Origin of the sequence: Streptomyces sp. MBT53, from assembly GCF_016654115.1 — a bacterium.
In the GTDB taxonomy this organism is placed as follows: Bacteria; Actinomycetota; Actinomycetes; order Streptomycetales; family Streptomycetaceae; genus Streptomyces.
The window spans coordinates 1-13638 of record NZ_JAEQAZ010000235.1 but is presented as its reverse complement, the minus strand read 5'-3'; the positions used below and the strand labels follow the sequence as shown (position 1 = coordinate 13638).

General features: G+C 71.3%; 17 protein-coding genes and 1 pseudogene. 12 read left to right on the top strand and 6 right to left on the bottom strand.

The window, feature by feature from the left end:
• The 4 genes and pseudogenes from JHN45_RS53675 to JHN45_RS45310 all read left to right on the top strand — a co-directional run.
• Positions 1 to 729: pseudogene (locus JHN45_RS53675) on the top strand (hypothetical protein); the annotation flags it as partial.
• 156 nt (positions 730 to 885) lie between these two features.
• Positions 886 to 1248: a MarR family transcriptional regulator gene (locus JHN45_RS45320; RefSeq protein ID WP_200716948.1), complete on the top strand. Its 363-nt coding sequence runs from the start codon at positions 886 to 888 to the stop codon at positions 1246 to 1248.
• Positions 1245 to 2678 (top strand): MFS transporter, encoded by a 1434-nt coding sequence (locus JHN45_RS45315; protein ID WP_201055265.1) that lies wholly within the window; start codon positions 1245 to 1247, stop codon positions 2676 to 2678. The genes JHN45_RS45320 and JHN45_RS45315 overlap by 4 nt, the downstream gene beginning before the upstream one ends.
• Before the next feature lie 45 nt (positions 2679 to 2723).
• Positions 2724 to 3017 (top strand): DUF1330 domain-containing protein, encoded by a 294-nt coding sequence (locus JHN45_RS45310; protein WP_201055264.1) that lies wholly within the window; start codon positions 2724 to 2726, stop codon positions 3015 to 3017.
• Between the two features lie 28 nt (positions 3018 to 3045).
• Here JHN45_RS45310 and JHN45_RS45305 read toward each other — a convergent pair whose 3' ends face one another.
• Together JHN45_RS45305 and JHN45_RS45300 are read right to left on the bottom strand one after the other, a co-directional pair.
• Positions 3046 to 3228 (bottom strand): DUF397 domain-containing protein, encoded by a 183-nt coding sequence (locus JHN45_RS45305; RefSeq protein WP_307783377.1) that lies wholly within the window; start codon positions 3226 to 3228, stop codon positions 3046 to 3048.
• Positions 3225 to 4106, bottom strand: coding sequence for a helix-turn-helix transcriptional regulator (locus JHN45_RS45300; protein WP_307783376.1), 882 nt, complete (start codon positions 4104 to 4106; stop codon positions 3225 to 3227). Before JHN45_RS45300 ends, JHN45_RS45305 begins: the two co-directional genes overlap by 4 nt.
• Before the next feature lie 165 nt (positions 4107 to 4271).
• Here JHN45_RS45300 and JHN45_RS45295 point away from each other — a divergent pair, with 165 nt between their 5' ends.
• The 5 genes from JHN45_RS45295 to JHN45_RS45275 all read left to right on the top strand — a co-directional run bounded on the left by JHN45_RS45295 (position 4272) and on the right by JHN45_RS45275 (position 6406).
• Positions 4272 to 4742: an ATP-binding protein gene (locus JHN45_RS45295; RefSeq protein ID WP_201055262.1), complete on the top strand. Its 471-nt coding sequence runs from the start codon at positions 4272 to 4274 to the stop codon at positions 4740 to 4742.
• A 62-nt stretch (positions 4743 to 4804) separates the two neighbouring features.
• A complete protein-coding gene (locus JHN45_RS45290) occupies positions 4805 to 5158 on the top strand; it encodes a hypothetical protein (protein WP_201055260.1) in 354 nt (117 codons plus the stop codon).
• Positions 5151 to 5366, top strand: a complete 216-nt coding sequence (locus JHN45_RS45285) for a hypothetical protein (RefSeq protein ID WP_201055258.1) — start codon at positions 5151 to 5153, stop codon at positions 5364 to 5366. The genes JHN45_RS45290 and JHN45_RS45285 overlap by 8 nt, the downstream gene beginning before the upstream one ends.
• A 72-nt stretch (positions 5367 to 5438) precedes the next feature.
• Entirely contained in the window at positions 5439 to 5786 is a 348-nt protein-coding gene (locus JHN45_RS45280) for a DUF4288 domain-containing protein (RefSeq protein WP_236584808.1), read from the top strand.
• Complete coding sequence (locus tag JHN45_RS45275; RefSeq protein ID WP_201055256.1) at positions 5783 to 6406, top strand: hypothetical protein; 624 nt, start codon at positions 5783 to 5785, stop codon at positions 6404 to 6406. The genes JHN45_RS45280 and JHN45_RS45275 overlap by 4 nt, the downstream gene beginning before the upstream one ends.
• Positions 6407 to 6416: 10 nt before the next feature.
• Here the strand turns inward: JHN45_RS45275 and JHN45_RS45270 are convergent, their stop codons facing one another.
• Complete coding sequence (locus tag JHN45_RS45270; protein WP_201055254.1) at positions 6417 to 7511, bottom strand: mechanosensitive ion channel family protein; 1095 nt, start codon at positions 7509 to 7511, stop codon at positions 6417 to 6419.
• A gap of 323 nt (positions 7512 to 7834) precedes the next feature.
• On the opposite strand from JHN45_RS45270, the gene JHN45_RS45265 reads away from it, so the two are divergent.
• Entirely contained in the window at positions 7835 to 8371 is a 537-nt protein-coding gene (locus JHN45_RS45265; protein WP_019065631.1) for an HNH endonuclease, read from the top strand.
• 98 nt (positions 8372 to 8469) lie between these two features.
• On the opposite strand, the gene JHN45_RS45260 is transcribed toward JHN45_RS45265, so the two are convergent.
• Genes JHN45_RS45260 through JHN45_RS45250 form a run of 3 tightly spaced genes read right to left on the bottom strand, consistent with a single transcriptional unit; the run spans position 8470 to position 11056 of the window.
• Entirely contained in the window at positions 8470 to 9831 is a 1362-nt protein-coding gene (locus JHN45_RS45260) for an FtsX-like permease family protein (protein ID WP_201055252.1), read from the bottom strand.
• Entirely contained in the window at positions 9828 to 10526 is a 699-nt protein-coding gene (locus JHN45_RS45255) for an ABC transporter ATP-binding protein (protein ID WP_201055250.1), read from the bottom strand. Before JHN45_RS45255 ends, JHN45_RS45260 begins: the two co-directional genes overlap by 4 nt.
• Complete coding sequence (locus JHN45_RS45250; RefSeq protein WP_200716704.1) at positions 10523 to 11056, bottom strand: PadR family transcriptional regulator; 534 nt, start codon at positions 11054 to 11056, stop codon at positions 10523 to 10525. Before JHN45_RS45250 ends, JHN45_RS45255 begins: the two co-directional genes overlap by 4 nt.
• Positions 11057 to 11251: 195 nt before the next feature.
• On the opposite strand from JHN45_RS45250, the gene JHN45_RS45245 reads away from it, so the two are divergent.
• Both JHN45_RS45245 and malQ read left to right on the top strand, forming a co-directional pair.
• Positions 11252 to 11518: a hypothetical protein gene (locus JHN45_RS45245; protein WP_201055249.1), complete on the top strand. Its 267-nt coding sequence runs from the start codon at positions 11252 to 11254 to the stop codon at positions 11516 to 11518.
• On the top strand, positions 11519 to 13638 hold a 2120-nt coding region (malQ, locus tag JHN45_RS45240; RefSeq protein ID WP_201055248.1), incomplete at its 3' end, for a 4-alpha-glucanotransferase. It abuts the gene before it with no gap.

The window sequence follows — 13638 nt, the reverse complement described above, 5'->3', positions numbered from 1 at the left end:
GTACACGGGGGTTTCGGGGGTGCGGCGGGGGGCTTCCTTCGTGGCGTTGTGTCAGGTGGCTGGAGGGTTGGGGCTGATGGAGGGCGAGAGTCGGCGGACGACGGGGGACCAGTGGTGACCTTCGTCGAGGACGTCCTGCGGGGTCGAGCGACGCTTGACGACATCGACACCTATCGGCAGAGGTGGGACGCGACCGAGGAGGACGGTGTGGAGTACCACACCTTCCTCGGACTCCACTGGCCCGAATACGCGATGTACGTGGAGGACGACGAGGTCTTGGCGTACGTCATCGAGGCGCGGCGGCACGGTGGCCAGGATCTGCGCACCTACCTTGCGGCGCGGAAGGACACCAGCCCTGCGCTTGCCGGGCTGTGGGATCTCGCCGAGCGGTATGCCGGGGAGTGGGGCTGGGGAGTGGGGCTGCTCGGCGGGGTGATGCGGAGAGTCTCCAGTGACTGGAAGCGGCAGGGTGGGGGACATGGACGCTACGGCCCTCTGCTCGATCGGGGAGCTTTCCCGGCGGACCGGCTTGTCCGTGAAGATCCCAGGATGGACCGTTACTGGCGGCTGGTGTGGATTGTCAACGGCTGGCAGGTGGTACCGAACCTGATCCCGGTGTACCCCTGGCTCACCCAGGCCCTGCGAAATGACCGTGCCGCACGGTCGCACCAGAACGGCGTGCTGCCTCTGGAGGCGGTTGGGGGTGGTCGCGCCAGTGCGGGGAGGTGAACAGGCCGGTGAGTACGGTGACTTCATAAACTGTGAATATAAAATTGCTATGCTTCGAGCGTGAGTCGTCACGACACCGCTCCGCGCGCGGCCGCCGCCATCGGGGCAGCCCTCTACGGCCTGGCCACCAGGGCCGCGAGGCGGCTGCCCCGGGACATGAGCCTGACGTCCGCCGCCACCCTGGCCACCCTGGACCGGACCGGCCCGCGGCGCATCACCGATCTGGCCGCGGTCGAGGGCGTCACCCAGCCCGCGATGACCACCCTGGTCCGGGTGATGGAGGAGTCCGGCCTGGTCGAGCGGCGGGGCGACGCGTCCGACAGGCGGGTCACGCTGGTGTGCCTGACCGAGGCCGGCGCCTCCTACGTCCGGACCCGGCGCCAGGCGGGCGTCCACGCGTTCGAGCGGTTGATCGGCCAGCTCACCGGCGACGAGGTCGAGGCGCTGGTGACGGCCCTTCCGGCGCTGAAGCATCTGGCGGAGCTCGAAAGCCAGGACCGCGAAGGAAAGAAACAGTGACCGGGCAGTCGGCCGGCGGGGGCGCGGCGAAGGCGTTACCGGTGGCGCGTTCCGAGGCGCAACTGCTGGTCCCCGCCCTGATGTTCATCGCTCTGGTCGTGGCGGCGGTCGCCAGCCTCGGGACGCCGCTCATCACCAGCGTGGCGACCTCGTTCCATGTCTCGCTCGGCAGCGCGCAGTGGACGCTGACCGTCGCGCTGCTCAGCGGCGCCGTCGCCACACCCGTCCTCGGCCGGCTCGGAGCCGGCCCGCACCGCCGGGCCACGATCCTCGCCACGCTGGCGGTCGTCGTCGCCGGCAGCGCGCTCACCGTGCTGCCGCTGCCGTTCGCGTGGCTGCTGGCCGGCCGGGCGGCCCAGGGCGTCGGGCTCGGGCTGACGGCGCTGATGATGGGCGTGGCCCGCGACCACCTCCCCGAGGAGCGCGGCGCGGCCGTGATCGCCCTGATCTCGGTGGTCTCGATCATCGGGGCCGGCGTCGGCTACCCGCTGGCCGCGCTGCTCGCCGAACTCGGCGGGGTACGGGCCGCCTACGGCCTCGGCCTGGTCGTCACCGCCGCCGCCCTCCTGACCGCGTGGCGCTCCATGCCCGAAGCCCCCGAAGGCCGCTCCGCCCGCGTGGACGTGGCAGGCGCGGTCGTCCTGGCCGCCGCGCTGCTCCTGGTGCTGTTCCTCGCCGGCGAACGGAACCTGTGGAGCCGGCACGTCGCCGTGGCGGCGGCCCTCGCCGTCGTCGCGGTCGTGCTGCTCTGCGTCTGGGCCGTCATCGAGCTGCGCAGTACGACGCCTCTGGTCGATGTGCGGGCGGTACGGCACCCGGCGGTCGCCGGGGCGAACCTCGCCATGTTCGTCGGCGGGATCGGCATGTACCTCCTGCTCACGCTCGTCACCCGGTACGCGCAGACGCCGCACGGCACCGGCTACGGCTTCGGGCTGACGACCTTCGTCGCCGGGCTGGTCCTCGTCCCGTTCTCGGTGCTGGGGTTCGTCGCCGGCAAGCTCACGCCGCGGGTCCGGACGCGGATCGCCGACCCCCTGCTCCTGGCCGGCAGCGCCGTTGTGGTCGGCGGCGGGTTCGCCCTGTTCGCGGCGGCCCGGTCGGACCTGGCCGAACTGTTCGCGGCGATGGGCGTGCTCGGCTTCGGCGTCGGCGGCTTCTCGGCCGCGATGCCCGGCGTCATCCTGGCGGTCACCCCCAAGAGCGAGACGTCGAGCGCCATGAGCTTCAACTACGTGGTCCGCAGCGTCGGTTACTCCCTGGGCAGCGCCATCGGCGGCCTGATCCTCGCCGCGGGCACCGGCCCCGGCCACCTCTTCCCCGACGACAGCGCCTACACCACCGCGGCGTTGGTCGGCGTCGGCGCCATGGCGATCACGACGCTGACCAGCCTCGCGCTCGCCCGCCGACGCCCGTCCGAGACCAACCCGTAAGTTCCGTAAGTCAGATGCACTCATCATCCCGACACTGGAGGTTCCATGCCCAAGGGCTACTGGGTCAGCGCCTACCGCACCATTTCGGACCCCGAGAAGCTGGCTGCCTACAACAAGCTGGCTGCCGCGGCCGTCCAGGCCGGGGGTGGCCGGGTCCTCGTCCGTGGCGGTCGGGTCGAGGCGCATGACGCCGGAATCGCCGAGCGCACCATCCTGATCGAGTTCGACAGCTTCGAGCAGGCCGTCGCGACGCGCGAGAGCGCGGCCTACCAGGAGGCGCTGGCCGTCCTCGCCGACGGCGTCGAGCGCGACTTCCGCATCGTCGAGGGCATCGACTGACCGAGGGCCAGTAGGAACTTCACTGGAGTCAGGGCGAGTTGAGGCTTGCGGTGAACTTCGTCCAGGTGGTGGGGGTCAGGCGGAGCATTGGGCCGCAGGGGGCCTTGGAGTCGCGGATGGCTATCGTGCCGGGGATGTTGCGGGCGACTTCGAGGCACTCGCCGCTTCCACTGCTGTAGCTGGACTTCACGAAGTCGAAGCCGTTCGTCACTGCATGTCCTCGCTGATGCTCTCGATCAGACCGAGCGAGTCCTTGGGGGCCAGGCTCAGCCGTGCCGTGCGTTCGAAGAACGAACTGTACGTCGAGCTTTCGGCGTCGTTCTCGACCCAAACGGTAGCCGCGATGCTGTCGACGTGGACCACGTCCACCGCCTCGGTCTCGGCGAAGGAGATGATGTTGAACGAGCCTGCCATGCAGGCGTGGCCGCCGGCTCGGAAGGGCAGCACCTGGAGGCGGACATTGGGGAGTTGGGCCGTCTTCAACAGGTGCTGCAACTGTGCGCGCATCACCTCGGGGCCGCCGACCTGCTGACGTAGCGCGCCTTCTCCGATCACTGCGTAGACCTGGAGCGGCTCGGGCCCCGACAGGCGGGCCTGCCGCCTCATGCGGACGTCGACGAAACCCTCGATCTCGTCAGGGTCCTGCCACAGCCCTTCGCTGACGACGACGCCTCGCGCGTACTCGGGTGTCTGCAACAGGCCGGGTACGAAGGCCTGTTGCCAGGTCCGCACGCGGGTCGCCGCATCCTCCATCGCGATGTACTCGGCCATGGCCTCCGCCTGTGGCGAGTGCTGCCACCAGCCCTTGGCCTTCCGGCGTTCACGGTCGAGTTTCGCCAACTCCAGCAGCCGGGCTACGGATTTCGACTCCTCCAGCCCGTAGAACTCGCACAGCACCCGGATGTCGGGGTCCCGCATTGGTACCCAGCCGCGCTCCATCTTCACGATCTTGGAGTTGGTCGCGCTGATGGTCTCGGCGGCCTGTTGCTGGGTTTTTCCAGCGGCATCGCGCAGGCGCAGCAGCTCGCTACCGAGCTTGCGTCCCAGCACAGTTGACGCCCTGTTTCCCAGTTCAGCTGATCGGTTCACGGCCCAAGTGTCGCTCTGTCACTGCCGTGAGTCGACGACTTCCTCCTTGTGGAGACAATTGTCTCTGAACCACTTGTGCCCGAGTCAACTGGATCGCTACGGTCGGTGTTCGTCAGCTAACTCTGCGGCGCTCATTGGTGAGCCGACCGCGCACGGAGGTGTGCCATGACCGAACCCCCCACCGCCAGCGACAGCGACACCGTCCCCATCCCCCACGAGGACCGTCTCGACTACACCCCCTTCGCCCGCAGCGTCCCCCTCGCCCGGCGTCGCGCCGCACGGCTCGTCACCGAGTGGGGGCATCCCGCCCTCGCCGGTGATGTCGCCCTCGTCGTATCGGAGTTGATGAGCAACGCCCTGCTGCACGGCAGCCTGCGGGACCGGCTCATCCGGGTGCGGATCACGGACACCGGCGTCGTCCTCCGCGTCGAGGTCAGTGACCCGCGTGGGGAACGCCTGCCGAGCCCGTGCTCCGTAGGCGGCACGGATCAGTTCGGGCGGGGATTACTGCTGGTCGGCGCCCTGTGTCATCGCTGGGGGTGGGAGCCCCGGTCCGTCGGCAAGACCGTGTATGCGGAGTGGGTGCTCGGGGTCGGCCCGGTGGAAGTTACTTCGCTCATGGGCGCGAGGGAGTGACAGGAATGGCGCTAGCGTGGGCACGTGCCACAAGGGCGCTCGGTGAGCGGAAGGGGCGGCCGATGACCACGCCGTACGCGGAGGGGGACGCTCCGCTGATTCCCCGTCCCGACCTCAGCCTTCCGGCGCTCCGGCAGGCTGTCGCCACCGTTGTCCCGTCTCGGCTCCCTGAGTTCTTCGAGGACCTGCAGAAGGCGTTCGTACGGGCCGGCGACGAGGACAGCGTCGTACCGATCCGGATGTTCTACCGGGAGTGGGGCGTGGTCGTCGAGATCGAACGCCACCCGGAGACGGCCCGTCGGCTGCATGCCGCCGAACTGGCGATCAACAGCGCCGACCCCGCCGTACGCGACCGTGCCGTTCGCGAGGCCGGGGAGATCGTCCGCGCCGCGCACCGCGATGTCGCGGGTGGCTGACTGGCGCTGGGAGCTGTTCCAGGTCGACCCGCTGGACGGACTCCCGGACGCGGCCTGCGCCGAGACGGAGCGGCTGGCCAACGAGATCGCCGTACGTGAGTCCATGGTCTTTCTGGAGGGCGCCGCCTATACCGGGCCCGGCCCCGGAGTGCGCACCGAGAGTCGTGGGTTGCTTATGCTCACCTATCTCACGGATGTGCGTGGATAGCGGATCGTGTTGGTTCAGGTGAGCTGGTTCGGATAGTGCTTCACCGGCCATGCGGCGGCGATGAGCGGGGGCATGGTGAGCGAGCAGTCCTGGTACGGCGTCCGGTGTGTGTTCCGGAATCGCGAACTCGGTGTCTACGAAGAGCGGGTGACCCTGTGGCGGGCCGCGTCGTTCGACGAGGCGATCGGGCGGGGGGAGTCGGAGGCGCGCGAGTACTGCGCCGACCTCGACGGCGTCGAGTTCACCGACTTCGCCGAGGCGTACCGGATGGACGACGAGCCGGGGGAAGGTGCTGAGGTCTTCTCCCTCATGAGGGAGAGCGAGTTGCCGGTCGGCGAGTATGTGGAGCGGTTCTTCGATACGGGAGCTGAGCGGAGGGGGCGTGCGCAGCAGGCCGCCGGGCAGGGGGAGGTTCGATGAAGGGTTCGCGTGCCTGGCTCGTGGTGTTGATGTGTGGCCTTGTGCCCGTCGCCGTGGGTTGTACCGCGGACGGTGCCGCTCGGGCCGGGGGTTCCGCGGGGGCGTCCGTCACCGCGTCCGCGTCTCCCTCCTGTGCCCGAGGGGCCATCCACTGGGTTCGCACGACGAAGGAGACGGAACTGCTCGCCGTCTCCCCAGTGGTCGAGGTCGCCAAGACCGACGGGAAGGTGCGGTTCGCCTTCTCTCCCGTCCGTTCCGTGACGCCCGCGGTCGAGGTGAACGACGCGAGCGTGTCCGACGGACGGGTCTTCGCGGCTCTCGCGCGGCGGCTCGACGTCGACGCCTCGGTCCTGCGCAAGCCGAGCTCCGAGCAGCAGCAGACAGGGAGCGAGATCGACTTCCTCGGCGCGGCCGGCCGGTTCGTCGAGGCGCGGGGCGCCGACGTAGTTCGGGCGAGTTTCACCGTCGACTGCCCCGCCGCGAACCCCGTCCACGGCAGTGTGACGGGCTACTACGGCAGCAGCGGCGCCTCACTGCAGTGCGGAGTGGACCCCGGGAAGGCGGGCGGGAAGGCCTCCTGGGTCCGGGAGGCCTACGACATGACCTGCGGCCGTAGCTGAGTCCGAGTCCTCACCGCGTCGACGGCCGCTGGGACGAGATGGGTGAAGTGGCCGCCACCTGCGGTGAGTCCGAGTTGGAGTACACCGACGGGGGCGCGACCGACTCCGTAGGATCCGCCGCATCGTCCATCGGGTCGGCCGTCGCCCCGCCCACGATCCGGATGTTCGCCTCGTCGAAGGCCCGCTTCACCCGCCACCGCAGCTCGCGCTCCACGCTCACCGACTTGCCCGGCATCGTCTTGGCGGAGAGACGGACGACCATCGAGTCGATGAGGACGCTGTCGAGGCCGAGGACCTGGATCGGGCCCCAGAGGAGCTCGTTCCAGGGCTCCTCCTTGCTCATGCGTTCGGAGACCGCGTCCAGGGTGGCCTTCACCCGGTCCAGGTTCTCCGACGCGCGGACCGTGACGTCCACGCCCGCCGTGGCCCAGCCCTGGGAGAGGTTGCCGATGCGCTTGACCTCGCCGTTGCGGACGTACCAGATCTCGCCGTTGTCGCCGCGGAGTTTGGTCACGCGCAGGCCCACCTCTATGACCTCGCCGGAGGCGACCCCCGCGTCGATCTGGTCGCCGACGCCGTACTGGTCCTCCAGGATCATGAAGACGCCGGAGAGGAAGTCCGTGACCAGGTTGCGGGCGCCGAAACCGATCGCCACGCCCGCGACACCGGCGGAGGCCAGGAGCGGGGCGAGGTTGATCTCGAACGTGCCCAGGATCATCAGCGCGGCCGTGCCCAGGATCACGAACGACGCCACCGAGCGGAGGACCGAGCCGATCGCCTGGGAGCGCTGGCGGCGGCGCTCCGCGTTCACCAGGAGGCCGCCGAGCGCCGTGCCGTCCACCGATTCGACCGTGCGGTTCATCCGGTCTATCAGCTTGGTGATCGCCCGCCGCACCGTCATTCTCAGCACCGCCGCGATCACCAGGATCAGCAGCACCCGCAGCCCGATCGCCAGCCAGGTGGACCAGTTCTGCTCGACCCAACTCGCTGCGTTGGTCGCGCTCTCCTGGGCGTCCTGGAGCGAGGGCACGGTCACCGTGGTCTCCGAGGGGCTCGGAGAGGGCGACGGCGAGGCGGCGGCCAGTAGGACGGCGGACAAGGACACGGCAGGTACCTCCAGGTGCTGCGTCTGCCCCCGGCATGGTCCGGCACGGTCAAGGTCACGAATAGGTCACCGAGAAGGCAGGCCCACCACACTATCGGGGCAACGCGTGAGGATCGTTGCCGTCTCGGGGGGAGAGAACGTGCCTGGCCGGGAAAGAACAGGTGGGACGAACCAACGGCCGTCCCGGGGACGGATCACATGTGGTCGAAAACACTCCCAGCCCGTTACCGGGACATGGTGGCGCTTCCACCAGGCATGAGGGGAGACTGACTACAGATCGTCCCGGCGCGAGCCACGCGCCGCCGACGCACAAGGAGGCATCCGTGCCGCATGTCCTGGTCCTCAACGCGTCGTACGAGCCACTCGGCGTCGTACCGCTCCGCCGCGCGCTCGTCCTCGTCCTGGAGAACAAGGCTGTCTCCCTGGAGGAATCCGGCGCCTATATGCACAGCGCAACCGTCACAGTCCCCGCACCCAGCGTGGTCCGGCTCAAGCGATTCGTGCGGGTTCCCTATCGGGGGCCCGTTCCTCTTACCCGGCGGGCGCTCTTCGCGCGCGACGGGGGCCGGTGCATGTACTGCGGTGGCGTCGCAACCAGCGTCGACCATGTCATTCCGCGCAGCCGCGGGGGCAAGCACGCGTGGGACAACGTGGTGGCGTCCTGCCGCCGCTGCAACCACACGAAGGCCGACCGACATCTCTTCGAGATCGGCTGGCGGCTGCGCCACAAACCCGCCCCACCCACCGGCCTGGCCTGGCGCATCATCGGGACCGGGCATAGGGACCCGCGCTGGCTGCCGTACCTGCAGCCATACGGCGCGGAGGATGCGATGGCCCGGATCGACGGCATCTCCGCCTGACGATCCGGGCTTTTGTGTACCCCGCAACACAAGGTTCCGTACGACGACGGTACGGAACGGTCCGCCCCGGGAGTCCCCTGTGCCCCCGGGGCGGACCGTCATGCGTAGCGCAGCTCGCCGGGACGCACCGACCGGCGCAGCAGCGGCAGCGACGTGGCCGCCGCCAGCAGGCAGCAGGCGTAGACGCCGAGGGGGACCAGCAGCGCGTCGTACGGCACCGGGATCGACGTGTGCTCCGAGGCGGCGGCGCCGTACCAGACACCGACCGTCAGGCCGCCGAGGCCCGCCAGTGTGAGCGCGGGTGCCAGCGGCACCGCGGTCTCCAGCAGGGTCGCCCGCGCGAGCACCGAGTACGGCACTCCGGTCGCCACCTGGGCGGCGAGTCCCCGGCGCCGGGTGGCGACGGACTCGGCGGTGCCGACGGCGAGCGCGGTCAGGACCAGGGCGAGCGCGAAGAGGAGCGCGAGGCCCACCAGGTTCAGGCCGTTCTCGTAGAACCCGATGCCCCCCGCGTGCCGGTCCGCCCGGTCGTGGAGGACCGAGAGCAGCACCTGCCGTATCCCCATGAAGGACGAGCCGACGACCGTCACCAGCAGGACCGCGGCATGCGTACGGGCCGCCGCCCACGGATCGTCGCGCAGTCGCTCCGCGGCGATCAGCATCGCCGGGTTCTGCGCGCGGGCGGCCACGCCCTCGCCGAGCTGCCGGGCCGAGGCGCCGGTCAGCCACACCGCCACGGCACCGATCAGCAGGCACACGCCGACGACCGTGATCGGGGTGAGGGCGAACTGGAAGGGCACGTCGTGGAAGGGGGTGGTCACGATGTACACCACCGTCAGCGCCAGCACCGCCGTCGCCACCCGGAACAGCCGCCCCGGCCCCTCGGCCGGCCGCAGCCGCCGTAGCCGCCCCAGGGGCGAGGTCACCACCCGGCGCAGCATCAGCGCGCTCACCGCCGCGCCCAGCACCGGCACTCCGGCGGTCACCACGGCGATGCCCGCCCAGGCCGCGGGGACGGGGCTGTGCCACAGCCGCAACAGGGCCGCCACCGAGAACGCCGTGGCCACCGCCGAGCCCGTTAGACAGGCCAGTCCGGACTCCAGGGCCGCGATCCGCCGCGTCTGGCCGGGCGTGGCCCCGGCGAGCCGCAGCGCGGCCAGCCGCCGGTCGCGGTGCACCGCGCCGACCCGGGCGCACTGGCCCAGGAAGCCGAGCACCGGGATGAACAGCAGCAGCAGCGCGGCGATCACACCGACCCGGGTGTCGGCCCGGTCGAGCAGCCCGCCGCCCACGGGCAGGGTGTAGTGCCCCTCCAGCGGCAGCAGCGCGGCGACGGTCAGCCCGAGGCCGGTCGCCAGCGCCGCCCCGACAGCCGTGAGCAGGACGCGCCACCACTCGCGGCGGTCGGACCCCCGGGTGAGCAGCCAGGCCAGCCGCAGATCGGCGAGCAGCGCCTTCACGCCGTCACCCCCGCCCGCGCCACGGTCCCGTCCGTCAGCCGGACCTCACGGTCCGCGTAGGCCGCGACCTGCGCGTCATGGGTGATCAGCAGCACCGCCGTACCCGCGTCGCGGGCCGCGCCGACCAGGGCCGTCATCACCTGCTCGCTCGCCAGGGAGTCCAGCGCGCCGGTCGGTTCGTCCGCGAAGACGATCCGCGGGCCGGTCACCAGGGCCCGGGCGAGCGCGACCCGCTGGGTCTGGCCGCCGCTGAGCTCGCCCGGCCGCAGCTCCGCCTGTCCGCGCACCCCGAACCGCTCCAGCCACTCACCGGCCCGTTCCCGCGCCTCGCCACGAGTGGCCCCGGCCAGGAGCAGGGGCAGCGCCACGTTGTCGACGGCCGTCAGCTCGGGTATCAGCTGCCCGAACTGGAAGACCACCCCGAACTCGGTCCGCCGCAGCTCGCTCAGCCGCTTCTCCGGCAGCGTGTCCAGCCGCTCCCCGGCATACGTCACCGTCCCCGCGTCGGGGCGGACGATCCCGGCCAGGCAGTGCAGCAGCGTGGACTTGCCGCTGCCGCTGGGCCCCGTGACGGCGAGGATCTCGCCGGCCGCCAGGTCGACCGAGGCGCCGTCCAGCGCCCGGGTCCTGCCGTGCGTCCTGGAGAGGTCCCGGGCCGCGAGCAGCACCGCCGCCGTACCCCCGATGTCGCTCATGCTGTGTCGACCTCCGCGGTCAGAGTGGTCAGGCGGGCCGCCGTCGTCGCCATCCAACGGAGGTCCGCGTCAAGGTGGTTGAGGGCGTAGTCCGCCGAGAGCACGGTCGCCAGGTCGGCGCCCTTGGCGGTCTTGAGCGCCGTGAGTTCGCGCATCCGCTCCATGTGGGCGGCGCGTTGGGCCCGGAGATACGCCTCCGGGTCGCCGCCGGACAGGATCGAGACGACGACCTTGGCGAAGATCTCGTTCGTCACGAAGGGCGCGGGCGGTGCGATCTCCCCCGCCCAGTGGGCGAGTTCACGCTCGCCCTCGGCGGTCGAGCGGTACGCCGTCCGCTCCGGGCCGCCGTCCGAGCCGGTGCCGTCGACCTCCGCGAGACCGTCCCGGACCAGGCGTTGCAGGGTCGTGTAGACCTGCCCGTACGCCAGCGGGCGGGCCTGCGGGAAGCGTTCGTCGTGCCGTCGCTTCAGGTCGTAGCCGTGGCTCGGCCCTTGGGCGAGCAGGCCCAGCAGGATGTGGCGGGTGCTCATGCCGATCAGTATGCACTGGATACATGTACTGAGTGAATAGTGATCAGCGGGAAAAGTACGGGGTGTGCGGTACGGGGGTGGCCGCAGTGCCGCCCGTACCTCAACCTGGAGGTCTGCCGTCGCGCCCACTGGGTAGGGCTGCGGTAACCAGCCCGTCGCCCGATCCGGCGATCCGATCCCGACAAGGAGGCCACCGTGGCCGCATCGGCATCACTCCCGCTCCCGGCCCGCTCCAAACGCGTCGCGGAGCGCTCCGCAGACCTCGAATCCGGCCCCGAACCCGGCCTCGAATCCGGCCTGTTCCACGTCGACTCCGAGGGCGCCTGGGCCGAGACCCCGCTCACCAGCGAACCCCCGCTGACCGACGCCGAGCCCCTCACCAGCGAGCCCCCGCTCGCCGACACGGCCCCGCTCACCAGCGAGTCCGCCGTGTTCGCCGACCCGGACTCGACGAGGCCCTAGATGACAGCACCCCGGCTGGACGAAGCCCTCGGCGAGGAGTTGTCGCTCCTCGCCGAACTGCACGGCGTCGCCACCGCCTACCGCCCCTCCCCGGACCGCGCGGTCCCGGCCTCGTCCGGCGCCGTCGTCGCCGTACTGGCCGCCCTCGGCGTCGACGCGAGCACCCCGGAGGCCGTCCGCGCCGCGCTCGCCGCCCGCCGACAGGAGCTGGCCGAACGGCTGTTGCCGCCCACCGTCGTGGGCCGGCACGGCGGCACCCCCGGCGCGCTCGACGCACTTCCCGAGGGCACCCGGCTGGGCATCGAGACCGAACAGGGCGAGACCCGGACGGGTGTTGACCAACTCCCGCCAGGCGTCCACCGCTTGACCGCCACCGCCCCGGACGGCCGCAGCGCCGAGGCTCAACTCGTCATCGCCCCGGACAGGTTGCCGACGCCCGCCGGACGGTCGTACGGACTGATGGTGCAGGTCTACTCGCTCCTCTCCCGGCACTCCTGGGGCATGGGCGACCTCGGTGACCTGAGCGAGCTGACCGCCTGGGCCGGGCGGGCGCTCGGCGCCGGATTCGTGCAGGTCAACCCCTTGCACGCGGCCGTACCCGGCGCCCCCACCGACCCCTCGCCCTACCGCCCGTCCTCGCGCCGCTTCCCCGACCCGGTGTATCTGCGGGTCGAGGACGTCCCCGAGTTCGCGTACGTCGATGAGCGCGACCGGGAGAGGCTGCGCGGACTCCTCGACCGGGCCGCGAGGCTGCGCGAATCGGTCCTGGAAAAGGGCGAGTTGATCGACCGCGACGCCGTCTGGGAACTCAAACGGGAGGCGTTGGAACTGGTCCGCCAGGTCCCCCTCGGCCCCGGACGACGGGCCGCCTACGTCGACTTCCTCGCCCGCGAGGGCGAGGCACTGGAGGACCACGCCACCTGGTCCGCCCTCGCCGAGGTGCACGGCTCGGACTGGCACCGCTGGCCCGCCGGGCTGCGCGACCCCCGATCGCCCGAAACCGCCCGCGCCCGCGCCGAGTTGATGGACCGCGTCGACTTCCACTCCCGCCTCGCCTGGCTCACCGACACCCAACTCACCGCCGCCCAGCGGGCCGCACGCGAAGCGGGCATGCCGCTCGGCGTCGTGCACGACCTCGCCGTGGGCGTGCATCCCGACGGCGCCGACGCCTGGGCGCAGCAGGACCACTTCGCGTCCGGCATGTCGGTCGGCGCACCCCCCGACGCCTTCAACTCCCTCGGCCAGGACTGGGGTTTGCCCCCCTGGCGCCCCGACCGCCTCGCCGAGTCCGGCTACGCCCCCTACCGCCGCCTGCTCCGCGCCCTCTTCCGCTACGCCGGCGCCCTGCGCATCGACCACGTCATGGGCCTGTTCCGCCTGTGGTGGGTCCCCCAGGGCGGCCCGCCCACCGAGGGCACCTACGTCCGCTACGACGCCGAGGCCATGCTCGCGATCCTCGCGCTGGAGGCCTCGCGCGCCGGGTCGGTGGTGATCGGCGAGGACCTGGGGACCGTAGAACCCGGTGTGCGCGAGGAGTTGCAGGAGCGCGGGGTGCTCGGCACGTCGGTGCTGTGGTTCGAACGGGACTGGGACGGCGACGGCCGCCCCCTCGCGCCCGAGAGGTGGCGCGCCGACTGTCTGGCCACCGCCACCACCCACGACCTGCCGCCCACCGCGGCCCGCCTCACCGGCGAACACGTCGAACTCCGGGACCGGCTGGGCCTGTTGACCCGACCGGTGGAGGAGGAGCGGATCGAGTCCGCCACCGATGTGGGGGAGTGGCTGGCCCTGCTGGCCCGGCTCGGCCTCTACGAACCCGCGACGGGGGGCGGCGGCCGGCCCGGGTCCGAGGAGGAGGCGGAGATCCACGCCGTCCACCGCTTCCTGCTCCGCACCCCCGCCCGCATGATCGGCGTCTGGCTCCCCGACACGATCGGCGACCGCCGCCCGCAGAACCTGCCCGGCACGTGGGACCAGTACCCGAACTGGCGCCTCCCGATCGCCGACGCGGAGGGCCGCCCCGTGACCCTGGAGGAACTCGCCGCGTCCCCGAGGCTGCACGCGCTGGTGGATGTGCTGCGGGTGGGGGTGGAGGCGGGTCCGGAAGCGGAGTCGGGCGG

What these genes read in the sequence shown, in the direction of transcription:
- JHN45_RS45275 (WP_201055256.1), top strand. Translation starts at nt 5,783, where the DNA reads ATGAAGGGTTCGCGTGCCTGGCTCGTGGTGTTGATGTGTGGCCTTGTG.
- JHN45_RS45320 (WP_200716948.1), top strand. Translation starts at nt 886, where the DNA reads ATGAGCCTGACGTCCGCCGCCACCCTGGCCACCCTGGACCGGACCGGC.
- JHN45_RS45310 (WP_201055264.1), top strand. Translation starts at nt 2,724, where the DNA reads ATGCCCAAGGGCTACTGGGTCAGCGCCTACCGCACCATTTCGGACCCC.
- JHN45_RS45290 (WP_201055260.1), top strand. Translation starts at nt 4,805, where the DNA reads ATGACCACGCCGTACGCGGAGGGGGACGCTCCGCTGATTCCCCGTCCC.
- JHN45_RS45255 (WP_201055250.1), bottom strand. Translation starts at nt 10,526, where the DNA reads ATGAGCGACATCGGGGGTACGGCGGCGGTGCTGCTCGCGGCCCGGGAC.
- JHN45_RS45280 (WP_236584808.1), top strand. Translation starts at nt 5,439, where the DNA reads ATGGTGAGCGAGCAGTCCTGGTACGGCGTCCGGTGTGTGTTCCGGAAT.
- JHN45_RS45250 (WP_200716704.1), bottom strand. Translation starts at nt 11,056, where the DNA reads ATGAGCACCCGCCACATCCTGCTGGGCCTGCTCGCCCAAGGGCCGAGC.
- JHN45_RS45295 (WP_201055262.1), top strand. Translation starts at nt 4,272, where the DNA reads ATGACCGAACCCCCCACCGCCAGCGACAGCGACACCGTCCCCATCCCC.